Origin of the sequence: Pseudomonas orientalis (genome assembly GCF_001439815.1) — a bacterium.
GTDB classification, from domain to species: Bacteria; Pseudomonadota; Gammaproteobacteria; order Pseudomonadales; family Pseudomonadaceae; genus Aquipseudomonas; species Aquipseudomonas orientalis.
In genome coordinates this window covers 570,139-592,755 of sequence record NZ_JYLM01000002.1, presented here as the reverse complement: position 1 = coordinate 592,755, position 22,617 = coordinate 570,139, and the positions used below count along the sequence as shown (strand labels likewise).

Genomic DNA, 22,617 nt, shown 5'->3' with positions numbered 1-22,617 from the left:
ATGCAAGATCTTGAATACACAGAAGAACAAGTGATGATTCGCGACATGGCGTGTGACTTTGCCCGTGGTGAAATCGCACCCCACGCCCAGGCCTGGGAAAAGGCCGGCTGGATCGACGACACGCTGGTGGCCAAGATGGGCGAGCTGGGCTTGCTCGGTATGGTGGTTCCTGAAGAATGGGGCGGTACCTACGTGGATTACGTGGCCTATGCCCTGGCCGTGGAGGAAATTTCCGCGGGTGACGGTGCCACTGGCGCCTTGATGAGTATCCATAATTCAGTGGGTTGCGGCCCGGTCCTCAACTACGGCACAGAGGCGCAGAAGCGCACCTGGCTGGCCGCACTCGCCAGTGGCCAGGCCATCGGCTGCTTCTGCCTGACCGAGCCCCAGGCCGGTTCCGAGGCCCACAACCTGCGCACCCGCGCAGAACTGCGCGACGGCCAATGGCTGATCAATGGCGCCAAGCAGTTCGTCAGCAACGGCAAGCGTGCCCAGTTGGCCATTGTGTTTGCAGTGACCGACCCGGAGCTGGGCAAGAAAGGCATTTCGGCGTTCCTGGTGCCCACTGATACCCCGGGTTTCGTGGTCGACCGTACGGAACACAAGATGGGCATCCGGGCGTCGGACACCTGCGCCGTCACCTTCAACCAATGCGCGGTCCCCGAAGCCAACCTGCTGGGCGAGCGCGGCAAGGGCCTGGCCATCGCACTGTCCAACCTGGAGGGTGGACGTATCGGCATCGCCGCCCAGGCCCTGGGCATCGCGCGCGCCGCCTTTGAAGCGGCGCTGGCCTATGCCCGGGATCGGGTGCAGTTCGACAAGGCGATCATCGAACACCAGAGCGTGGCCAACCTGCTGGCAGACATGCAAACCCAACTGAACGCCGCACGCCTGCTTATCCTGCACGCCGCACGCCTGCGCAGCGCCGGCAAGCCGTGCCTGTCGGAAGCGTCCCAGGCCAAGCTGTTCGCCTCGGAAATGGCCGAAAAGGTCTGCTCCAAGGCGATGCAGATTCATGGCGGGTATGGGTATCTGGAAGACTATCCGGTGGAGCGCTACTACCGGGATGCGCGGATCACGCAGATTTACGAAGGTACCAGTGAAATTCAGCGGATGGTGATTGCCAGGGAACTGAAGAACTACCCGCTCTGACTGACATGCAGAGGTAAAACTGTGGGAGGGGGCTTGCCCCCTCCCACATTGGATCTGCACAGAATGTGAGAGTCTCGTTACTTGTCCTTGAACGCCGGCGTGCGCTTGGCGACGAACGCTGCCATCCCTTCTTTCTGGTCCTGGGTCGCGAACGCTGCATGGAATACGCGACGCTCGAAACGCACGCCTTCGGACAGGCTCACTTCAAACGCGCGATTTACGCTTTCCTTGACCATCATGCTGATCGGCACCGATCTACCGGCAATCAAGGTGGCGACTTTCAAGGCTTCGTCCAGCAGCTCATCGGCCGGCACGATACGTGCGACGATGCCGCAACGTTCGGCTTCTACCGCGTCGATAAAGCGCCCGGTCAGGCACATTTCCATGGCCTTGGCCTTGCCCACCGCGCGGGTAAGACGCTGGGTGCCACCCATGCCAGGCAGTACGCCGAGGTTGATTTCCGGCTGGCCGAATTTGGCACCGTCGCCAGCCAGGATAAAGTCGCACATCAGGGCCAGTTCGCAGCCGCCACCGAGGGCAAAGCCGTTCACTGCGGCAATGATCGGCTTGCGGCGGTTGGCCACGCGATCGCTGTCGCTGAACAGATCGTCCAGGTAGATCTGCGGGTAGGTCAGCTCGGCCATTTCCTTGATATCGGCACCGGCGGCGAAGGCTTTCTTCGAGCCGGTCAGCACGATGCAGCCGATCTGCGGGTCGGCTTCCAGGCCATCCAGCGCCTGGTTCAACTCGCTGACCAGTTGGGCGTTCAAGGCGTTCAGCGCCTGCGGACGGTTGAGGGTAATCAGCCCGACGCGGCCCTGGACTTCGAGCAAAATGGTTTCGTAACTCATGTATTGGCTCCTTAAAGATTGCGTGAGATAACCATGCGCTGGATATCGCTGGTGCCTTCGTAAATCTGGCAGACCCGTACATCGCGGTAGATCCGCTCCAGCGGGAAGTCGCTCAGGTAACCGTAACCGCCCAGGGTTTGCAAGGCGGCCGAGCAGACTTTCTCGGCCATTTCGGACGCGAACAGCTTGGCCATGGACGCCTCGACCAACGCCGGTTTGCCGCTGTCGCGCAGAGCTGCCGCGTAGTGCACCATCTGCCGCGCCACGGCGATTTGCGTGGCCATGTCCGCCAGGCGAAAGGCCACGGCCTGGTGTTCGATCAGGGCCTTGCCGAAGCTTTCACGCTCACGGGCGTAATCGCGGGCCGCTTCAAAGGCTGCGCGGGCCATGCCCACCGCTTGCGCGGCGATGCCCACCCGTCCGCCTTCAAGGTTGGCCAGGGCGATCCGGTAGCCCTCGCCCTCCTCGCCCAGGCGGTTGGCGAGCGGCAGCTTCAGCTCTTCAAACAGGATCTGGCAGGTATCCGACGCGTGCTGCCCCAGCTTGTCCTCGACCCGCGCCACGCTGTAGCCCGGCGAGTCGGTGGGCACGATAAACGCACTGATGCCGCGCTTGCCCGCCGCCGGGTCGGTGACGGCAAACACGATCACCACGCCGGCGTTCTGCCCTGAGGTGATGAATTGTTTACAGCCGTTGAGCACGTAATGATCACCTTCAAGGCGTGCGCGAGTCTTAAGGCTGCTGGCGTCGGAGCCGGCCTGGGGCTCGGTCAGTGCAAAGGCGCCAAGCATGGCGCCGCTGGCCAGGGGTTTGAGGAACTGTTCTTTCTGGCGGTCGTTGCCGAACTTGAGGATCGGCACGCAACCCACCGAGTTGTGCACGCTCATGATGGTCGAGCAGGCCCCATCGCCGGCGGCGATTTCTTCCAGGGCCATGGCGTAGGCCAGGTAGCCCGTGTCGCAGCCGCCCCATTGTTCCGGCACCAGCATGCCGAAAAAACCCAGCTCGGCCATCTCTCCAATGGCCTCCCTGGGGAAGCGATGGTCGCGGTCCCATTCGGCGGCGAAGGGTTTCAAGCGTTCCTGGGCAAATTGCCTGGCCGCGTCGCTGATTTGCAGGTGTTCGTCAGTAGGCAGCATGGTCAGTCCTTACTTAATACAGGCATTCAACGGCCATGGCCGTGGCTTCTCCGCCGCCGATGCAGATTGCCGCGACGCCGCGCTTGAGGCCTTTCTGGCGCAGGGCCGAGAGCAGGGTCACCAGGATACGCGCACCCGAGGCGCCGATCGGGTGGCCCAGGGCACAGGCGCCGCCTTGCACGTTGACCTTGCTGTGGGGAATCGCAAGTTTGCTCATGGTGACCAGGCTGACCACCGCGAACGCTTCGTTGATCTCGAACAGGTCGACTTCATCAAGGCTCCAGCCGGTTTTACCCATCAACGTGCGGATCGCCCCTACCGGTGCCACCGGGAACAGCCCCGGCTCATCGGCATACGCCGCATGCCCATGAATCACCGCCAGGGGTTTGAGGCCACGTTGCCGCGCATCGGATTCACGCATCAACAGCAACGCCGCCGCGCCATCGGAGATCGAGCTGGAGTTGGCTGCGGTCACCGTGCCGCCTTCGCGAAAGGCCGGCTTCAGGCCGGCGATCTTGTCCAGTTTGGCTTTCGGTGGCTGTTCGTCATGCAGGATGGTTTTCTGCTCTTTGCCGACGGTGACCTGCACCGGGACGATTTCGGCGGCAAAACTGCCGTGGGTGATGGCTTCCTGCGCACGGGTCAGGGAAGCAATCGCAAAGGCGTCCTGGGCTTGCCGGGTAAAACCGTTGTGCTCGGCGCAGTCCTCGGCAAAGGTGCCCATCAGGCGGCCCTTGTCGTAGGCGTCTTCCAGGCCGTCGAGGAACATGTGGTCGAGGACCTTGCCGTGGCCCATGCGATAGCCGCTGCGGGCGCGGTCGAGCAGGTACGGCGCGTTGGACATGCTCTCCATGCCGCCGGCGATTACCACGTCGACACTGCCGGCGCGCAACGCGTCATGCGCCAGAATGGTCGCTTGCATGCCGGAGCCGCACATCTTGTTGAGGGTGGTGCAACGGGTGGACTTGTCCAGCCCGGCACCCAACGCCGCCTGGCGTGCCGGCGCCTGGCCGAGGCCCGCGGGCAGCACACAGCCAAACAACACCTCGTCGACGGCGTCGTTGGCGATACCGGCGCGCTCGACCGCCGCACGAATCGCGGCGGCGCCCAGTTGCGGTGCGGTCAGCCCCTTGAGGTCGCCCTGGAAGCCGCCCATGGGCGTGCGCACGGCGCTGACGATAACGATAGGATCATTCATGCAGATGCCTCCTTACTTGGCTGCCATGCGCAAGGCGCCGTCGAGACGGATCACCTCGCCATTGAGCATGCTGTTTTCAATGATATGCCGCACCAGCGCCGCATATTCGGCGGGTTTGCCCAGGCGTGGCGGGAACGGTACACCGGCGGCCAGTGCGTCGCGCACTTGCGGGGTCATGCCGGCCATCATCGGGGTTTCGAAAATGCCGGGGGCGATGGTCATCACCCGGATGCCGAAACGTGCCAGTTCGCGCGCGGCCGGCAAGGTGAGGCTGGCAATCGCGCCCTTGGAGGCGGCATACGCGGCCTGGCCGATCTGCCCGTCGAACGCGGCCACCGAGGCGGTATTGATGATCACACCGCGCTCGCCGTCGGCATTCGCATCGGTTTCAGCGATCGCCGCAGCGGCCAGGCGCAACAGGTTGAAGCTGCCGATCAGGTTGACGTTGATCACCTGGGCAAAACTGGCCAGGGCGTGCGGGCCGTCCTTGCCGAGAATCTTCTCGCCCCGCACCACACCGGCGCAGTTGACCAACCCGTGCAAACCACCAAAGGCGGCAACGGTTGCCTGTACGGCGGCTTCGGCAGCCGCTTCCTGGCTGATGTCCGCCACGCTGCTGCGGGCGTTGTCGCCCAGCTGCCTGGCCTTGGCGGCTACGGCGTCGGCGTTGAGGTCCACCAGCATGACCTTGGCACCCGCCGCGATCAGCATGTCGGCAGTGGCCGCACCGAGGCCCGACGCGCCGCCGCTGACCAGGAATACCTTGTTTTCAATATGCATCACTGTTTCCTTTTGAAAGGATCACGCCACGGCCGCCTGGGCCTTGGCGATTTCCTGATTACGCAAGATAAAGCGTTGTAACTTGCCGCTGGGGGTCTTGGGCAAGTCGCTGACGAATTCGATTTCCCGTGGATAGGCATGGGCCGCCAGGCGCTGGCGCACGTGCAGGCGCAACTCTTCGGCCAGCTCCGGGGTGGCGCGGTATTGCTCGTTGATCACAACAAAGGCCTTCACCAGTTCGGTGCGCTCCGGGCACGGCTTGCCGACCACGGCGGCCTCGATGACGGCCGGGTGTTCGACCAGCGCGCTTTCCACGTCGAACGGCCCCACGCGGTAGCCGGAGGTGGTAATCACGTCGTCACTGCGCCCGACAAAACTGATGCTGCCGTCCGGGTTCAGCTCCACGGTGTCGCCACTGAGGTAGTACTTGCCGACAAAGGCTTTGGTTTTCACGCCCTCATAACCTGCGAACCAGCACATCGGCGATTGCTCACGGTCGATGGCCAGAATGCCGGGCTGACCGGCCGGCAATTCCTGCTGGTTTTCATCCAGCACCACGATGCGATGCCCGGGCGATGCGAACCCCGCCGCGCCGACATGCACCGGATGCGCCAGGCCATGATGATTGCACAGCACCATGCCCAGTTCGGTCTGCCCATAGTGGTCGTGGATGGTCACGCCCAGGTTGTCGGCAAACCAGCGAATCACCTCGGGATTCAACGGCTCGCCGGCGCTGCTCACGATGCGCAACCTGCCCTTGATCGAACGGGCGAACTGCTCGCCGCCGGCAATCAACAGTCGATACGCGGTGGGCGAGCCGGTCAGGTTGGTGATGCCGTATTTGTTGATGATCCGGCAGGTGCTTTCCAGGGTGAACGGGCCATCGTAGAAGGTAATCGGATGGCCCATGGACAGCGGCCCGGTCACGCCAAAATAGATGCCGTAGGCCCAGCCCGGATCGGCGACGTTCCAGAACGCGTCTTCCGGGCGCAGGTCCACCGCGTCGCGGGTATACGCCTGGAATGCCACCATCGCCTTGAGCGGCACCGACAGGGCTTTGGACGGCCCGGTGGTGCCCGACGTGAACATCAGCAGGAAAGGTTCATCGGCGCTCAGCAGCACGGGCTCGCAAAGAGCGGAATAATGGGGAAGTTCGGCCCAGAAGCTGAAATCGCCGCGCACCAGGCCTTCGCCTTTGGGCCCGCTGACCGTCACGATGGTCGGACAGCCTTGCACCTCGGCGAGCTTGGGTCTATTCACCGCGTCGGTGACCACCAGGGCGGCGCCGGAACTGTTCAGGCGATGCTCGATGGCCTTGGGCCCGAACGCGGTGAACAACGGTTGATAGACCGCGCCGATACGCCAGGTGGCAAAGACCACCACCAGCAGCTCGGCCGTGCGCGGTAACAGGCCGGCCACTTTGTCACCGCGCTTGACGCCCTGGGCCAGCAGGAAATTGGCGAAGCGTGCGGCCTGCTCCTGCAAGTCGGTAAAGGTGAGCGTGGCGCTGCGCCCGTCCTTGCCCTCCCAGAACAGGGCAATGCGCCCAGGCAGTGCGTGACGGTCACAGCATTCCACACAGGCGTTGAGCGCCTGCAGGTTGCCGGCAAGCGTGGCGTCGACAAGGTGCTGGTAATCGAATTCGGTGGTGGCCGCCAGATAATCACGCATCGCTTCAGTTCCTTGTGTGTTTTTGTTTTAAGGACACGTTTTAACGAGGTCAATCGCCCGCAAATAGTCGCTCCGCAGCGCCGCCACCAGCAATGGTCAAAGCCGCCAACCTGACTGACTGGTTTGGCCAATCCGGTTTGACACCTGCCCTGCACTGGCCGAAGCTTGAGACTTTGTACCCGTACCCTGCCTTCGGACGCCTGCATGTCAAAGTCACGCCGTTACTCAATCATCGGCCTGTGCGCCCTGTTATCGATCGTGCTGATCATCTGGTTTTTCTCCCGCTCAACGCCAGTGGCCGTACCCCCGGCGATTGCCCAGGGTTATTCCAAAGCCTTGAAGCAGGCACGCAATGGCGAGCCGGGCGCGGCGCGGGTGTTGTATCAACAAATGGGGCGGCCGGACCTGTCACCCGAGCGGCGCGCTGCGCTGCATGCCGAGCTGCCCAACTACCCCAGCCCCCAGGCGTTGAAGCTGGCGGATAAAGACCTGGCCGATGACTCGCCGGTGGTGCGTGAAGCGGCGATCCACAGCATTGTCGGCCTGGTACCGACCGGTCAGCGCACCCTGCTGCTTGGCCCGGTGCTGGACGATCCGGAGCAGCACGTGCGCTTTGCGGCGGCCAACGCCCTGCTCGGCCTGTCACCGGACACCCTGGGCCTGTATTTCGGCCCGCTGCAGCAAGTACTCGACGAATTTGCCAAAACCCTCAAAGCCCAGCCCGAGACCGCCGAAGGCTGGATTCAATTGGCGCGCCTGTATATCCACAGCGCGCTGCTGCCGGACGCGCAAAATGCGCTGCAGCAGGCCATGCGCCTGCAACCGGACAATCTGCAAGCCGTGGTGGCGCAGATCGAGCTGCTGGATAAACAGGGCAAGACCGACGAATCGCGGCAGTTGCTGGCGCAGCAACTGGCGGCACACCCGGATTCGGCCTACCTGCAACACGCCCTGGGTATGTGGCTGCTGCACCATGGCGAGCGCCCCTATGCCCTGCTCGGCCTGTCCAAGGCGGTGGAGCTTGAGCCGGACAATCAGGATTACCGCTACGACCTGGCCACCACGCTGCACGATCAGGAGGAGCTCGAGGCGGCCCAGCGGCAGCTGGAAGACATCGTGCAGCGCCACCCGGCCAATCGAAAAGCACGGGTGCTGCTGGTCAATTACTGGAAAGAGAGCGGCCAGTTGCAGAACGTCCAGGTGCTGCTGGCACAGCTGGAACAGCAGAACCCGGATGACCCGGCGCTGCAGCAAGGGCTGTGACGGCCTTTGAAAAATGTGTAAGAAGTCGCAAGGTGCCTTACAAATAATCCAAAACGTTGAACCGCCACAGGTCGATAGGGTCAAGTGAATATGACGCGCCCAACGGCGCGCCCTGAACCCGTACGTGACCTGAGGGCACTTCTTGTCTACATCAACGTCGCTTTTAAGTGAAAAGGCAGCCACCGGCATCGAAGGTCTTGATGACATTCTTTCCGGGGGGCTATCGCGCAGCCATTTGTTCCTGCTGGAGGGCGAGCCTGGCACGGGCAAAACCACCGTGGCCCTGCACTTCTTGCAGGCAGGCGCGAAAAACGGTGAAAAATCGCTGTATATCACCTTGTCCGAAACCGAACATGAGCTGCGCCAAGGGGCCAAGTCCCATGGCTGGGACCTGGACGACAATATTCACATCTTCGAATTGACCCCGCCGGAAAGCCTGCTCAACGCCGAGCACCAGCAGAGCCTGCTGTACTCCTCGGACCTTGAGCTGGGCGAAGCCACGCGGCAGATTTTCGAAGTGGTGGAACGGGTCAAGCCCACCCGCGTGGTGGTCGACAGCCTGTCGGAGATTCGCCTGCTGGCGCAAAGCTCCTTGCGCTATCGCCGGCAGATCCTGGCGATCAAGCACTACTTCGTGCGCTATGACGCCACCGTGCTGCTGCTCGACGACCTGACCACCGAATCCCTCGACAAAACCGTGCACAGCGTGGCCCATGGCGTGATCCGTCTGGAAGAACTGACCCCCAACTACGGCGCCGAACGCCGCCGGGTGCGGGTGGTCAAGTACCGCGGCCAGAAGTACCGTGGCGGCTTTCATGACTTCACGATCATGGGCGACGGCATCCATGTGTTCCCGCGCCTGGTGGCGGCCGAACATCGCGGCGGCTACACGCGCCAGACCATGAGCAGCGGCATCCCCGAACTCGATGCCCTGATGGGCGGCGGCGTCGAGACCGGCTCCAGCAGCCTGATCCTTGGCCCCGCCGGCACCGGCAAATCGCTGATTTCCATGGTCTTCGCCGCCGCTGCGGTAGAGCGTGGCGAAAAAGCCGCGCTGTTCATCTTTGACGAAGAGATGGGCTTGCTGTTCGAACGCATGAAGAACATGGGCATCGATCTGGCGGCGCTGCAAGCCACCGGCAACCTGTTGATCGAACAGGTCGACGCGGCCGAGTTGTCCCCCGGCGAATTCTCCCACCGTGTACGCCGCTGCGTGGACGAAGGCGGCATCAAAACCGTGGTGATCGACAGTATCAACGGCTACCAGGCGTCCATGCCGGAAGAGAACGCGCTGATCCTGCATATGCACGAACTGCTGCTGTACCTCAATCGCCGTGGCGCCGCGACGTTCATGACCGTTGCCCAGCACGGCCTGGTCGGCGACATGCAGACCCCCGTTGACATCACTTATCTGGCCGACACCGTGATTCTGCTGCGTTACTTCGAAGCACTGGGCAAGGTCCGCCGGGCCATTTCCATTATCAAGAAACGTACCGGCACCCACGAATCTACAATTCGCGAATACCGCATCAGCAGCAACGGCATGACCGTCGGTGAACCTCTGGATAATTTCCAGGGCGTGCTACGCGGCATTCCGATCTACATGGGCGCCGGCTCGCCTCTGCTCAAGGAAGAGGGCGTGTGACGTCTCTGTCCCCGGTTTTTGAACGCGCCATCATTCTCGCGCCGTTGGGCCGCGACAGCTCGTTGGCGCTGATGATGCTCAAGGAGGCCGGCTACCATGGCGTGGTAGCCGGTAATCTCACCGGCTTATGCGAGGCACTGAACGAGGGCGCCGGCCTGCTCATTATTGCAGCCGAAGCCTTGCGTGGCGTGGACATGGAGCCCCTGCTGGAGTACCTGCACCAGCAGCCGGCCTGGTCGGACCTGCCCATTGTGCTGATGACCCATCACGGCGGCAGCGAGCAAAACGGCTCGTCGCACCTGAGCGGGCTGCTGGGCAATGTCACCTTCCTTGAGCGCCCTTTCCACCCCGTGACGCTGATCAGCCTGGTCAGTACCGCCTTGCGTGGGCGGCGGCGGCAATACGAAGCACGGGACCGTTTGCTCGACCTGAGCGCCAGTGAGTTGCGCCTGCAGCGCACCCTGGAAACCCTCGAACAGCAGGTGGAAGAACGTACCGCGCAATTGCGCAGCAATGAAGAAGCCTTGCGCCAGTCGCAGAAAATGGAAGCCGTCGGCCAATTGACCGGCGGCATCGCCCATGACTTCAACAACATGCTGACCGGAATCATCGGCAGCCTGGAATTGCTGCGACGACGCGTAGCACGGGGCAAGCTGGACGATCTGGACAGCTTGATCGACCTGGGCGTCACCTCGGCCAACCGTGCCGCTGGTCTTACCCACCGCCTGCTGGCGTTTTCGCGCAGGCAGTCGCTGGACCCGAAACCCGTAGAGATCAATCAACTGGTCACCTCCATGGGCGAATTGCTGCAACGCAGTATCAATGAAAGCATCTGCCTGCAAATGCGCCTCAGCGATAGCCTGTGGACAGCCGAGGCCGACCCGAATCAACTGGAAAGCGCCCTGCTCAACCTGGTGATCAACGCCCGCGATGCGATGCCCAGCGGCGGCAGCCTTACCGTGGAGACCACCAACCGCCACCTCGACAGCGTGTTCACCGCCGCCTATGGCACCTTGAGCCCTGGCGACTACGTTGAGCTGAGCGTGAGTGACACCGGTTGCGGCATTCCGCAAAGCGTCATGGGCCGCGTGTTCGACCCGTTCTTCACCACCAAACCGATCGGCCAGGGCACCGGCCTCGGCTTGTCGATGATCTATGGGTTTGCCCGTCAGTCCCGTGGGCACGTCACCCTGCACAGCGAAGTCGGTATAGGCACCACCGTCAGCTTGTTCCTGCCCCGCTTTGTGGGTGAGTTCGTGGCTGACGCCGTGGTGAACCCGGCCATGCTGCCGTTCGCCAATGACGGTGAAACGGTGCTGATCGTTGAAGATGACCCGGCTGTGCGGGTGCTCGTCAGCGCCGTCCTGAAAGAGTTGGGCTATGCCTTTGTCGAAGCCGGTGACGCGACCACCGCGGTGCCGATCATCGAATCTGATCAGCGCATTGACCTGTTGATCAGTGATGTGGGCTTGCCCGGCATGAACGGTCGGCAACTGGCGGAAATCGGGCGGCAATTGCGTCCGGAACTGAAGGTATTATTTATCACCGGCTACGCCGAGCATGCGGCGGTGCGCGGTGGCTTTCTTGATCCGGGGATGCAGTTGATCACCAAGCCGTTTACGTTCGATTTGTTGACGGCGAAGGTGCGGGAGATGATTCGGGCGTGATGGCGTGGCGCAATGTTGCGAAATATATGGTGGTTAACGGTCCGGAACCGTTAATGAACGATTGGACACGTAAAAGTCAGAACGCAGTGCGTGAAAAGTCGCTGCGGTTATCCTCCACTGACGTTTCGAGTACGCCCCCCAATGATTTCTTCACGCCCAGATATTCCCCTGCAACAACGCCCTTTGCATACGCCAGTTGAAAAACCATTAACGCGCCACTTACGGTCCGCACAGCATGAAAGCGCCACGGTAGCAGTGCCCGAAAACAGGCTGGCCACTGCGCAGACCACAGGTGACAGTGAGTTGGCAGTGCGTTTGGCACAAGCAATGCGCGTAGGAGCGAATACCGGGGTACTCCATGACATAGAAAATATCCCCCCCGCGTCTACCTTCGGCCAATGGTGGTCACATTTGCACAATCTGATGCAGAGCCGCCACTTCGTCCTTTGGGCTGAAAAACAGTCCATTGATCTTTCAAAGCCTATTCATATCAACCATAGAGCCAACTCCATCGAAGCCATGGTGGGTGGGCAGCGAAAGTCATTTTCCGGATTCGAACACGGTCATCCATGGACCTCGATGATGGCGCCGATCATGCGTGCGGCAAGCGCGCTAACGTCTAGCTCCAGCTATATTTTAAGCCCCTCAAGCAGTACTTGGGCGCCTTACCGTGCAGTCGCCGACTTTTACGGTGAAGCCCTCTCAGGGCATACCCGAGCGTCCATGGCGGCACGTGCGACGGAACTTGAGCACTCCAAAGCCTTTGCCTCCACCCCGGCCGACTCCGAGCGTTGCGCAGAGATACTGCAAGACGAAAAGGCCAAGCTGGCCAATGTCCACGACCAGTTTAATGTCGGCTCAAAACTGTTTGGTATTTTTCTGAAGGCCAACGACTTGCCATTGAACACCACCAGGAGTCACCTTGATCCCAAGTATGTGAGCCCCTCGGCTCTCGACAATAGAATTGAGGAACTCATCCGCGACGAAATGCGCAGTACTCATTTCTCACTGCACGCCGATTCGCCCTTCAAGGTGTTGCAGGAGGGCCACACTGTCAGCCTGGAAACGTACTGTAGCGATAACGGCTGGAATATGCCCAAGAACCGCGAAGAACTTATAAATCTTGGCAAGACATTCGAAAATCCACCCCTCTCCCTCCTTTCTCATGGGAATTTCGGCGGAGCATTGTCCTGGCCAACGCCTTTGAGTGATGAGGATCAGGACGAGATTAAGAATACCCTGCGCCAAAACTCCCCCGGGCTAAGTGGCCTGCAAAATTATGACGAGAACACAGGTGTACTTGGGTATCTGACGCACAATCAGCATTTCGCGACTTACGAACTTCACAATCCGGCGCAGTTTATTCAAAATCTTCTCACTACGCCCAAGGCCCAGGCGTTGGGGCTCGCATTGCAGGACAAATTCGGAGGGGTGTCCACTCCAGAGAGCGTCAATGATTGGACGTTGGCGGCCCTTGGCATTACCCTCGGCCAAGACGGCGAAGCAACGAACACCTCGGCTGCGGTCAGAACGAGTATTGCCGGTTTCGATATGGCCCGCAGTGAACACTGGGACAAGCATCCTTCAGCTCTGGTATCGGGGTTGGTTAACCATTTGGTTGCCACAGGCCGTGCCAGTGCCGAGTTGGCGCCTATCGCAGCCCACCTGTTGCTGTCACCCCGAGCACCGGCTTTTTTGGTCAAGGACATACCTGACAAGGTGAGCTATGGCTCGCACACCTGGGTCAGTTTCAGCACCGCGGTTGCGCGCGTTGAGCACGAGGCACCCGGCTCAACCGCCAACATGACCTACGCGCAAGTGATGCAGCGAACCGATCTGGCCCCTGTCACCGACCAGGAGCTCCAGGTTGAATATATGGCCCAACGAGACGCCCTGAAAGATTGGGGCGTGGCCCACGGCGTCATACCGCGCAGCGCCGTGGACGCCTACACCAACGAGCAGATGAGCCGCGTCTACAGTGAATACAACACGCATGTTGCCGCATTGCGCGAAGCCTCACAGACTTATTCGACGCCGCTCCCCGAGCGTCGCATTATGGCGCTCGAGGCACTCAAGGCGGTGTATGGCGACCTGAAGTTTGAGAAAAAATGCATCAGGCCATTCGCAGAGGACCGTGATCGCCCTGGTCCTTATTCGGTACTGGATCTTTACCTCAAGGGTCAGCTCCATCCCAGAGACTGGGTGTCATCGCCCGACGACATCGACTTAGAGCGTATTAAGAACAAAACTGACAAGCTCCCCAACATAAACGCGGCGTTTAATGCCGAGATAGCCAACTACTTTCCCGCCATGGAAAAGGCAATGGCGACTCAAGTCAAACACCTCATCACCACGCTACCACTTGAAGATAGAAAAGCTATTGAGTATGGAAAAATCACCCTGCTCGCGGAGTACGCCGTTACTTACACCGCCTATAGTCAAGTGCGTGTTGAAACCAAAGTACCCCATCGCCTGCTGCTGAAAACAGAGCTCGACGGCATCACCCATGTTCACGAAGTCGATCTAAAACAGAACAGCATTCGAAAACGTGAAGAGCTGAAAAACCATCCGACGGGCCGCTTGCTCGGTTATGTAAACAATGAAAAATTGAACAAAATGCTGTTGGAAGTCAGGCCATCCGGTGGTTATCCTGCGAATATCACTGATGAAAAACCTGCAGGAGGTACACCGAACAGCTTTTCCAGTGAGCGCAGTCGGTACATAGCCGACACTTTGGTGGAAGATACCAACATCAGGGCGCTGGAAAGTCAGGCCAGGGGTCTGACAACCTTCGACACTGAGGTTCCTTTCTACAAAAAATCCCGAGAATTCTTTCTTAACTTGATCCCCCTGCGCTCGGCCATCCTCAACTTTCAAGCAGGTAATGTGCGTGAAGGCGCTCTTGATTTGATGTTCGACGCCTTTGGTTTTGCCTTGGCTATCGGCGCAGCAGCGAGAGGCGCCAAACTCCTCCAGGCGGGGCTTAGCGCCGCGAACAGAATTACCCAGGGAGTAAAGATTCTCGGGCGTGCCGCGCTGGGGAGCCTGAACCCGCTGAGCGGAATCGACGACTTGGCTCGGGGCGTCGTCAATGGAGGGCGCAAGGCATTTAGCAAGGTCAGTAATCTCCAGCTCACAGCGGCCAGTAGAAAAAACGGTATCGTTGCAACAGGCACCTTTAAGTATGCAGAGCAAACCGTTGACGGCTGTGCCGTACTGCACAATAGTAAATGGTACGCCTACAACCCGGTGAACGGTCGCCCGCATGGCAAGCCGCTTGCGATGTTTACTCCCGATAATGTGGCCATGGGCGGCAAGATTGAAGAGTTCAAAATGTTGGCTAACGACGCAGGCATTTCCACTGATACAACCAAACGGGGGCTTCGTCTGACGGTGGATGCCCACGGTGTCATTCCACCGGGGCAAAGCTCAGCGCTTATGCAGGTAGGCGGTGCGCCTATAACCCCTAATGAATTATTAGACTTGCTGAAGGCAAAGAACATCGACCTGAGCAAGTACGTCGAGGTTCGTTTAACGATGTGTAATTCCGCAACAGGCGGCGCGCAATCATTTGCAGCGCAATTTTCCAAACTTTCCAAAAAGCCGACTGAGGGCTTCAAGGGCATCATGTACACCAGCAGCGAGGTAGAAAATATTGCAGTTGCCCGCTTCAAAAATGGTGGCGCCAAACAACAGGATTTAATCAACGATACCGTTATCGACACCAAGAAAACCATCACCAAGTACCAGCCGACAGGCATGACGGATGACGGCCGATTTATTTACACGCAACATCCGGATTACAACCCCGTCCACTTCGATGCTCTGGGCCAACCCATGCCCACCAAGCCCCCTCGAAAACCGTACTCACCGGAGCCTGTAAAACCTAACGAAAGTAGTGGCAGTCAAACCGCTGATATTGATTTTTCCGAGTACGACGACCTGACTTGATCGCCTGGTTCGAGACGGGCGCCCAGAAATCTGCACCGGCTGGGCGCGCTTAGGCCAATAAGCGCTGTATGTGCTCCTGCAGCGTATCCAGGTCAAACGGCTTGGCCAGAATCGGCGCATTGCGCGTAATCGGGCTGTTGCAGTCGAGGATTTCCTGCGGATAGCCACTGATAAAGATCACCTTCAATTCCGGCCTCACCTTGAGCGCAGGCTCAGCGATCTGCACACCGGAAATGCCACCGGGCAGGCGGTAATCGGTGACCATCAAGTCCAGGTGCGGTTTGGTCGCGAGGATTTCAAAGGCTTCTTTGCCATTGACCGCCTTCAATACCCGATAACCCAGGCCGGCCAGGTATTCACCCAGCACAAACATGATGGATTCGTCGTCTTCGACGATCAGTACGACATCTTGTGCATCTTCACTCATGGGAAGCCTTTGTCCAGTCAGTAGCTGGTGTTACGACCATGGGGTCACGTAGAGGTTGCGTCCAGCTGACGATTGATTTCATGCCGGTGCCTGGAGCGGCAGACAGACCCGGAACAGGGCGCCCTCGCCTATCTGGCTTTCAACCTCGATGGTGCCGCCATGGGCCGCGACGATCTGTTCGGAGATGAACAATCCCAGGCCCAGGCCAGCGGCCGCATGGCTGACGGACACCCGCTCGAACTGCTGGAAAATGCGCCTCTGGTTCTCCTCGCTGATGCCGATGCCATGGTCACGCACTTCCACGCAGGCCTCGCCATGTTCGGCATACACCCGCACTTCGACCGGGCTTTTGGCGCCGTAGCGCAAGGCATTGGTCAACAGGTTGGTGACCACCTGCTCGATACGAAACTCATCCCAATGGCCCTCGACAGGCTCATCAGCCATCAGCTGCATCGACGATTCGGCGGCGGCGACCTGCGGTTCGAAGTTATGCACCAGGTTGCGCACCAGTTGTGCCAGGTCGAAGCGCGCCGGGCGTATCGACAGTTTGCCGGTGCGAATCCGCGACACATCGAGCATGTCTTCGATCAGGCGGATCAGGCTCTTGATCTGGCGCTCATCGCGGTCGACCATCGCGTGCATCTTGTCCAGGGTGAATGCCGCCGCGTTGTCCCGGGCCAGGTGCATCTTGCGCAACTGGGTTTCCAGAATCAGCCCGTTCAGTGGCGTGCGCACTTCGTGGGCGACGATCGACATGAAGTCATCGCGCATGCGCACCGCCTGTTCCAGCTCGGCCTGGGTGGCCTGCAGGCGCGTGAGCAGCAGCTCCTGCTCGCGGCGGCTGCGCTCCAGGGCTTCGACCTGCAGCTTCATCGCCTTGCTCTGGCGGTACAGGTCAACGAATACGTTGACCTTGCTCTTGACCGCGTGGATATCCAGCGGCTTGTGCAGGAAGTCCACCGCGCCGCTTTCATAGCCCTTGAAGGCGTAATTGAGTTCGCGGCCGGCGGCGCTGACGAACACAATCGGGATGTTCTTGGTCTTTTCGGTGCCGCGCATCAGTTCGGCCAGCTCGAAACCGTTCATGCCAGGCATCTGCACGTCGAGGATCGCCATGGCGAATTCATGTTCCAGCAACAGGGACAACGCTTCGTCGGCACTCAATGCCTTGAATACCTGGCGGTCTTCGCGCTTGATCAGCGCTTCGAGGGCCAGCAGGTTTTCCGGCAGATCGTCGACGATCAGCAGTTTGGCCTGGACAGTACTTAACATGGGGAAGGTTCCAGGGAAGCCAGCAATGAGCCAATCCGGCTCAAGGAAAGAATATGGTCAGGTGTGTGCAGCGCCAGGGCGGCCAGGGGCATCACGGCAATCCGGGCCTCCGCGGGGTCTTGTACAACGGTGGTGCCGCCCGATTGCTTGACGTAAGCCAGCCCGCGCGCACCGTCCTGGTTCGCGCCGGTCAGCAGGATCGCCAGCAGCCCTTGCCCGTAGGCATCGGCGGCCGAGGTGAAGAGAAAATCGATGGCCGGCCGCGAATGGTGCACGCGTTCCTCCTGGCTCAGCGACAAGCTGCGGTCCTGTTCCACCGACAGATGATAGCCGGGGCCGGCGAAATACAAAGTGCCCGCCTCGATCGACTCCTTGTCCCGCGCCTCTTTCACCGGAACGCGCAAGCGCCGCGCGAAGACGTCGGCCAACTGGCTGCGACGTTCATCCGGCAGGTGCAGCACGGCGATGATCGGCAGGCCGAAGCCTTCCGGCAATCCGCCAAAAATACTCAGCAACGCCTCCACACCGCCGGCGGAGGCGCCGACGACGATGGCTTCAATCCCGAGAATCGGGTTGGTTGCAGCGTCGCTCATGATTTGCGGTAGATCCGTTCCTGTTTGACCAAGGGTTCGAATTGCTTGCTGTAGGCGGAAAAATCCAGGGTTTCTTTGCTGCCCAGTACCAGGAAGCCGCGATGACACAGCGACTCATGAAACAACCCAAACGCCCTGTCTTGCAACTTTTTATTGAAATAAATCAGTACGTTACGGCATGAAATTAATTGAGTTTCGGAGAATACGCTATCGGTCGCCAGGCTATGGTCGGCGAACGTCACGTTTTCGCGCAGGGTCTTGTCGAAGATCGCATTATCGTAAGCTGCGGTGTAGTAGTCGGCAAATGAACGTTGGCCACCGGCCTGCTGGTAGTTGGCGGTGTAGGCGCGCACGTTCTCCAGCGAGAAGATGCCCTGCTTGGCCTTGTCCAGCGAGGCCGGGTTGATGTCGGTGGCGTAGATGATGGTGCGTTCGAGCAAGCCTTCTTCGCGCAGCAGGATCGCCATGGAGTAGACCTCCTCGCCGGTGCTGCAGCCGGCGATCCAGATCTTGATCGACGGGTAGGTCTTGAGCAACGGCACCACTTCCCGGCGAATCGCCAGAAAGTGCGACGGGTCGCGAAACATCTCGCTCACGGGAATGGTCAGGAACTGCAGCAACTGCATGAACGCGGCCGGGTCGTGCAGCACGCGCTCCTGCAGCGCGGAAATGGTCGTACAGTCGAACTGGCGCAAGGCATGGGCCACGCGCCGCTTGACCGACGCACCGGAGTAGTCGCGAAAGTCGTAGCTGTACTTGAGGTAAATCGCCTCGATCAACAGGCGCAGCTCAATGTCGCTGCTTTTGTCCAAGAAACTTCGCTCCACTTAAATGCGTTCCATCTTGGGTAGCCACACACGAATCAACGAGAACAGACGGTCCAGATCAATCGGTTTGGCCAGGTAATCATTGGAACCTGCCGCCAGGCAACGTTCCTGGTCATCTTTCATGGCCTTGGCGGTGACGGCAATGATGGGCAGCTTTTTCCAGCGCGGGTCCTGACGGATCAGCGCCGTCGCTTCGTAGCCATCCATCTCCGGCATCATCACGTCCATCAGTACCAGGTCGATATCCTCGACCTCATTGAGCTTGTCGATGGCTTCACGACCGTTACGCCCGATCACCACCACGGCGCCTTTATGCTCCAGGGCACTGGTCAGGGCGAAGATGTTGCGCACATCGTCGTCCACCAGCAGGATCTTGCGCCCTTCGAACACCTTGTCGCGGCTGCGCGCGGTCTTGAGCATCTTCTGGCGATCATGGGACAGCTGGGATTCGACTTTGTGCAGAAAGAGTGTGACTTCATCGAGCAGGCGCTCCGGGGAGCGCGCACCCTTGATGATGATCGAGCGCGAGTACTTGCGCAGCTCGGCCTCCTCATCGCGTGTCAGGTTGCGCCCGGTGTAGACAATCACCGGTGGGAATGAGCAGATATCTTCGGTGGCCATGCGCTTGAGCAGTTCGTTGCCGAGCATGTCCGGCAGCTTCAAGTCGATGATCATGCAGTCGTAGACGTTGGTGCGCAGCAGGTCCAGCGCCGCCTGGGCGTAGCCGACATCGGTGATTTCAATGTCATCGTCGCCGATCAGGCGGGCAATGCTGTCACGTTGCAGGTCGTCATCCTCGACCAGCAGCACCCGTTTGACCTTTTGCGTCAGTTTGGCTTCCAGGCGCGCGAACACATCCTTGAGTTCTTCTCGGGTGGTGGGTTTCACCGCGTAACCGATGGCACCCATGTGCATGGCGGCTTCGACGCGGTCTTCCACAGAAATCACATGCACCGGAATGTGCCGGGTGTTGGCGTGCTCCTTGAGACGTTGCAGCACCGTCAGCCCGGAATGATCCGGCAGGCGCATGTCCAGCAGGATCGCGTCGGGAATGAACTCTTCAGCCAGGCTGTAGCCTTCGTCGGCACCGTGGGCGACCAGGCAGTTGTAGCCCAGCTCGTGGGCCAGGTCGAAGAGGATGCGCGCGAAATTCGCTTCATCTTCCACCACCAGGATGCAGCGGGTGGTGAAGGGTGCTTTGTCACGGTCATCGGCAAAGCGCGGAATCGGTTCGGCGTCGGCCACCGGCAGCGCCGCGACCCTGGCTGGCAAAGGCGCAGGCGCCGGTACCGCCACGGCCTGGCGTGGGACTTCGATCGGCGCGGCATCTTCGCCGCGTTCAACATACTGCTCCGGCAAAACCAGCGTGAAGATGCTGCCCTTGCCCGGCTCGCTGGTCACGCTGATGTAGCCGCCCAGCAAGGTCGCCAGGTCCCGGGAAATGGACAGGCCCAGGCCGGTGCCGCCGTAACGGCGATTGGTGGTGCCGTCGGCCTGGCGGAAGGCTTCGAAGATACTTTCCTGTTGATCCTGGGCAATGCCTATCCCGGAATCGCGCACGGTAAAGGCGATGCCCTCCCCCGGTGCGCGGGACACCGACAGGCTGACCTGGCCCTGTTCGGTGAACTTGATGGCGTTGGACAGCAGGTTCTTGAGGATCTGCTCCAGGCGCTGGCGGTCGGTGAACAAGAGGGTGGGTGAACCTTGCTGCACGTCGATCTGGAAACCCAGGTTGCGATCCTTGGCCAGCGGTTCGAACATGCCGCGCAGGCCATCGACCAGGCGCTCGACGCTGGAGTTTTCCGGACGCACTTCCAACTTGCCGGCTTCCACCTTGGAGATATCCAGGATGTCATTGATCAGGTTGAGCAGGTCATTGCCGGCCGAATAGATCGACTCGGCAAACTTGACCTGTTCGGCGCTGAGATTGTCCTGGGGGTTCTCGGCCAGCAGCTTGGCCAGGATCAGCGAACTGTTGAGCGGCGTGCGCAACTCGTGGGACATGTTGGCGAGGAATTCGGACTTGTACTTGCTGGAGCGTTGCAGCTCATCGGCGCGGTCTTCCAGTTCCAGCTGGACCCGGTTGAGCTCGATGTTCTTGCGGTCCATGGCATCGCGCTGCTCGGCCAGGGTTTGGGTCTGTTCGGCCAGTTGCTCGTTGGTCTGCTCAAGCTCCGCTTGCTGGGTCTCCAGGTGCGCCTGGGACTCCTTGAGGATGCGTGACTGTTCCTCCAGCTCTTCGTTGGCGGTCTTGAGTTCTTCCTGCTGCACTTGCAGCTCTTCGTTGAGCTGCTGGGTTTCGGCGAGCACTTCCTGCAAACGCTGGCGATAGCGCGCGGCTTCGATGGAGGTGCCGATATTGCCGGCGATCAGTTCCAGCAGTTCCACGTCGCGCTCTTCCAGCGGGCGCAGGAAGCCCAGCTCGATCACGCCGTTGACGCGGTCGTCATCGCTGGTCGGCACCACCAGTACGCTGCGGGTAGCGCCCTCGCCCAGCCCCGAGCTGACCTTGAAGTAGTCAACCGGTACGTCGTCCAGGCGGATCAACCGATTGAGCTGGGCGGCCTGCCCTACGATGCCTTCGTCGCTGTAGATCGCCTGTTCCAGCTGCGCCTGTTCGCGGGAGAAGCCGTACGTGGCCACCCGACGCAGGCCGCCGTGCTCTTCACGCACGTACAACGCCGCAACCGCTGAGCCCATGTATTGGGCAAAGAACTGCAGGATGTTGCGGCCCAGCAGGTTCAAGGTCAGTTGACCAAGCACCTGTTCGGCCAGTTCGGTTTGGCCATTGCGCAGCCAGGCCTGCTGTTCCAGGCGCTTGGCGATCTTCTTTTGCGACGCGAGGTTTGCGCTGTAACTATTTGAAAGTTCGATTAAATTCTTTCTGCCGATATACGCGAGAACACCGCTTAGCCCGAGTACGAACACCAGGTACAGCGTCACGCTGACCACCGTGGTGCGCGTGACCTCTTCATTGCGGGTGATACGGAACTGCTGTTCCATCGCCACCGCGTCGTCATATTCCTTGCGAATTTCGTCGGTAAGGCGCTTGCCCCGGCCCGCCTTGACGGCACCGCGGAAATCGCCATTGCTGCGCTGCAGTTCAATCATCGACTGCGCATAGTTGTTCCATTCCACTTGCAGCGCTTCCAGGCGCTTGAGGCGGTCAACCTGCTGCGGATTGTCAGCAACCAGATCCTGCAAATTGCGCAGGTCGGCAATGATCCTTGGCTTGGCCACTTCATAAGGGTCGAGGAAATGCTCGTCACCGGTGATCAGGAAGCCGCGCATGCCGGTTTCCAGGTCGACCGTCAGTTTGGACGACTCATTGAGATTGTTGATGACCCGGTCGGTGTGCTCCACCCACTGGATCACCGACAGCAAGTAGGTGATCAGCACAACGAAAAACACCGCGCTGAGCACACCCACGCCCAATGGCAGGGCCACGTTACGGCTCAGGAGTTTACGGAAGCTCTTTTCATCAACTGACGACGCGGGAGTCATGGGCATGCCTTGGCCAAGTGCGGAAAAACCGGGAGTTTGCCCCAAAGTGACGTTCAAGACCATTTTTCTGGGATGGTTTTGTACAGATTCCTACAACAGAACAGGCTATTCTGCCTGGTCTTTTGTACTGCATTGTTTTAACGCCCTGGGAACTTGTCGATAGCCCGCGCTTACTCAAGTACAGGCCTGTCAGAGTGGCCAGCGTTAAACACTCGTCTTTTTTTGGGAATGCCTTCTATGTCCGCAATTGCCTCCACCATCCTTGTAGTCGAAGACGACGCTATCGTGCGCATGCTGATCGTCGATGTGCTCGAGGAGTTGGAGTTCGCCGTGCTTGAGGCCGCAGACGCCGAAGAGGCTCTGGCACACGTGCAGAAAACCGACCAGGTGATCGACCTGATGATGACCGACGTCGGCTTGCCGGATATGGACGGCAAGCAACTGGCAACCAAGGTCCGCGAACTGCGCCCTGCCCTGCCTGTCCTGTTCGCCAGCGGCTACGCCGAGAACATCGATGTGCCCGCCGGCATGCAGGTGATTGGCAAGCCGTTCTCGATCGACCAGTTGCGCGATAAAGTCAAATCGATGTTGCCCTGAATATCCAGCGTCCTTTTGCAGGTTTTAACGTGACGTGCGGGAAAGAAAACAGGAAACTCAGCGCCTGCATCTCCCCGTCA

At 60.0% G+C, this 22,617-nt stretch carries 16 protein-coding genes; 6 read left to right on the top strand and 10 right to left on the bottom strand.

Going from position 1 to position 22,617, the window contains the following annotated elements; translation table 11 throughout:
• Entirely contained in the window at window positions 1-1,152 is a 1,152-nt protein-coding gene (locus TU82_RS06940; RefSeq protein ID WP_057722380.1) for an acyl-CoA dehydrogenase family protein, read from the top strand.
• Between the two features lie 77 nt (window positions 1,153-1,229).
• Here TU82_RS06940 and TU82_RS06935 read toward each other — a convergent pair whose 3' ends face one another.
• Genes TU82_RS06935 through TU82_RS06915 form a run of 5 tightly spaced genes read right to left on the bottom strand, consistent with a single transcriptional unit; the run spans window position 1,230 to window position 6,791 of the window.
• Window positions 1,230-2,003 carry an enoyl-CoA hydratase gene (locus TU82_RS06935; RefSeq protein WP_057722379.1) on the bottom strand — a complete coding sequence of 258 codons (774 nt, stop codon included), beginning with the start codon at window positions 2,001-2,003 and terminating at the stop codon, window positions 1,230-1,232.
• 11 nt (window positions 2,004-2,014) lie between these two features.
• On the bottom strand, window positions 2,015-3,142 hold the full coding sequence (locus TU82_RS06930; protein WP_057722378.1) for an acyl-CoA dehydrogenase: 1,128 nt from the start codon (window positions 3,140-3,142) through the stop codon (window positions 2,015-2,017).
• 13 nt (window positions 3,143-3,155) lie between these two features.
• Window positions 3,156-4,340 (bottom strand): acetyl-CoA C-acyltransferase, encoded by a 1,185-nt coding sequence (locus TU82_RS06925; RefSeq protein ID WP_057722377.1) that lies wholly within the window; start codon window positions 4,338-4,340, stop codon window positions 3,156-3,158.
• Window positions 4,341-4,352: 12 nt separating this feature from the next.
• Window positions 4,353-5,120, bottom strand: a complete 768-nt coding sequence (locus tag TU82_RS06920; protein WP_057722376.1) for an SDR family NAD(P)-dependent oxidoreductase — start codon at window positions 5,118-5,120, stop codon at window positions 4,353-4,355.
• A 21-nt stretch (window positions 5,121-5,141) separates the two neighbouring features.
• The gene (locus tag TU82_RS06915) at window positions 5,142-6,791 is read right to left on the bottom strand and encodes an AMP-binding protein (protein ID WP_057722375.1); all 1,650 of its coding nucleotides are present in this window, start codon (window positions 6,789-6,791) and stop codon (window positions 5,142-5,144) included.
• 204 nt (window positions 6,792-6,995) lie between these two features.
• On the opposite strand from TU82_RS06915, the gene TU82_RS06910 reads away from it, so the two are divergent.
• From TU82_RS06910 to TU82_RS06895, 4 genes are all read left to right on the top strand, one after another.
• Window positions 6,996-8,054: a tetratricopeptide repeat protein gene (locus tag TU82_RS06910; RefSeq protein WP_057722374.1), complete on the top strand. Its 1,059-nt coding sequence runs from the start codon at window positions 6,996-6,998 to the stop codon at window positions 8,052-8,054.
• Between the two features lie 142 nt (window positions 8,055-8,196).
• Window positions 8,197-9,699 carry an ATPase domain-containing protein gene (locus TU82_RS06905; RefSeq protein ID WP_057722373.1) on the top strand — a complete coding sequence of 501 codons (1,503 nt, stop codon included), beginning with the start codon at window positions 8,197-8,199 and terminating at the stop codon, window positions 9,697-9,699.
• A complete protein-coding gene (locus TU82_RS06900) occupies window positions 9,696-11,366 on the top strand; it encodes an ATP-binding protein (protein ID WP_057722372.1) in 1,671 nt (556 codons plus the stop codon). The genes TU82_RS06905 and TU82_RS06900 overlap by 4 nt, the downstream gene beginning before the upstream one ends.
• 141 nt (window positions 11,367-11,507) lie before the next feature.
• The gene (locus tag TU82_RS06895) at window positions 11,508-15,317 is read left to right on the top strand and encodes a hypothetical protein (protein WP_156421645.1); all 3,810 of its coding nucleotides are present in this window, start codon (window positions 11,508-11,510) and stop codon (window positions 15,315-15,317) included.
• 49 nt (window positions 15,318-15,366) lie between these two features.
• Here TU82_RS06895 and TU82_RS06890 read toward each other — a convergent pair whose 3' ends face one another.
• From TU82_RS06890 to TU82_RS06870, 5 genes are all read right to left on the bottom strand, one after another.
• Complete coding sequence (locus TU82_RS06890; protein WP_017528049.1) at window positions 15,367-15,744, bottom strand: response regulator; 378 nt, start codon at window positions 15,742-15,744, stop codon at window positions 15,367-15,369.
• Window positions 15,745-15,822: 78 nt separating this feature from the next.
• The gene (locus TU82_RS06885; protein WP_057722370.1) at window positions 15,823-17,016 is read right to left on the bottom strand and encodes a hybrid sensor histidine kinase/response regulator; all 1,194 of its coding nucleotides are present in this window, start codon (window positions 17,014-17,016) and stop codon (window positions 15,823-15,825) included.
• Window positions 17,010-17,609: a chemotaxis protein CheB gene (locus tag TU82_RS06880; RefSeq protein WP_057722369.1), complete on the bottom strand. Its 600-nt coding sequence runs from the start codon at window positions 17,607-17,609 to the stop codon at window positions 17,010-17,012. The genes TU82_RS06885 and TU82_RS06880 overlap by 7 nt, the downstream gene beginning before the upstream one ends.
• The gene (locus TU82_RS06875; protein WP_173667467.1) at window positions 17,606-18,436 is read right to left on the bottom strand and encodes a CheR family methyltransferase; all 831 of its coding nucleotides are present in this window, start codon (window positions 18,434-18,436) and stop codon (window positions 17,606-17,608) included. The genes TU82_RS06880 and TU82_RS06875 overlap by 4 nt, the downstream gene beginning before the upstream one ends.
• Window positions 18,437-21,940: a response regulator gene (locus TU82_RS06870; RefSeq protein ID WP_057722368.1), complete on the bottom strand. Its 3,504-nt coding sequence runs from the start codon at window positions 21,938-21,940 to the stop codon at window positions 18,437-18,439.
• Between the two features lie 237 nt (window positions 21,941-22,177).
• Here TU82_RS06870 and TU82_RS06865 point away from each other — a divergent pair, with 237 nt between their 5' ends.
• On the top strand, window positions 22,178-22,537 hold the full coding sequence (locus tag TU82_RS06865; protein WP_057722367.1) for a response regulator: 360 nt from the start codon (window positions 22,178-22,180) through the stop codon (window positions 22,535-22,537).
• Window positions 22,538-22,617 lie beyond the last annotated feature (80 nt).

Excerpts from the sequence above, each read along its gene's own strand:
- TU82_RS06940 (WP_057722380.1), top strand. The coding sequence starts at position 1 with ATGCAAGATCTTGAATACACAGAAGAACAAGTGATGATTCGCGACATG.
- TU82_RS06935 (WP_057722379.1), bottom strand. The coding sequence starts at position 2,003 with ATGAGTTACGAAACCATTTTGCTCGAAGTCCAGGGCCGCGTCGGGCTG.
- TU82_RS06930 (WP_057722378.1), bottom strand. The coding sequence starts at position 3,142 with ATGCTGCCTACTGACGAACACCTGCAAATCAGCGACGCGGCCAGGCAA.
- TU82_RS06925 (WP_057722377.1), bottom strand. The coding sequence starts at position 4,340 with ATGAATGATCCTATCGTTATCGTCAGCGCCGTGCGCACGCCCATGGGC.
- TU82_RS06920 (WP_057722376.1), bottom strand. The coding sequence starts at position 5,120 with ATGCATATTGAAAACAAGGTATTCCTGGTCAGCGGCGGCGCGTCGGGC.
- TU82_RS06915 (WP_057722375.1), bottom strand. The coding sequence starts at position 6,791 with ATGCGTGATTATCTGGCGGCCACCACCGAATTCGATTACCAGCACCTT.
- TU82_RS06910 (WP_057722374.1), top strand. The coding sequence starts at position 6,996 with ATGTCAAAGTCACGCCGTTACTCAATCATCGGCCTGTGCGCCCTGTTA.
- TU82_RS06895 (WP_156421645.1), top strand. The coding sequence starts at position 11,508 with ATGATTTCTTCACGCCCAGATATTCCCCTGCAACAACGCCCTTTGCAT.
- TU82_RS06890 (WP_017528049.1), bottom strand. The coding sequence starts at position 15,744 with ATGAGTGAAGATGCACAAGATGTCGTACTGATCGTCGAAGACGACGAA.
- TU82_RS06885 (WP_057722370.1), bottom strand. The coding sequence starts at position 17,016 with ATGTTAAGTACTGTCCAGGCCAAACTGCTGATCGTCGACGATCTGCCG.
- TU82_RS06880 (WP_057722369.1), bottom strand. The coding sequence starts at position 17,609 with ATGAGCGACGCTGCAACCAACCCGATTCTCGGGATTGAAGCCATCGTC.
- TU82_RS06870 (WP_057722368.1), bottom strand. The coding sequence starts at position 21,940 with ATGACTCCCGCGTCGTCAGTTGATGAAAAGAGCTTCCGTAAACTCCTG.
- TU82_RS06865 (WP_057722367.1), top strand. The coding sequence starts at position 22,178 with ATGTCCGCAATTGCCTCCACCATCCTTGTAGTCGAAGACGACGCTATC.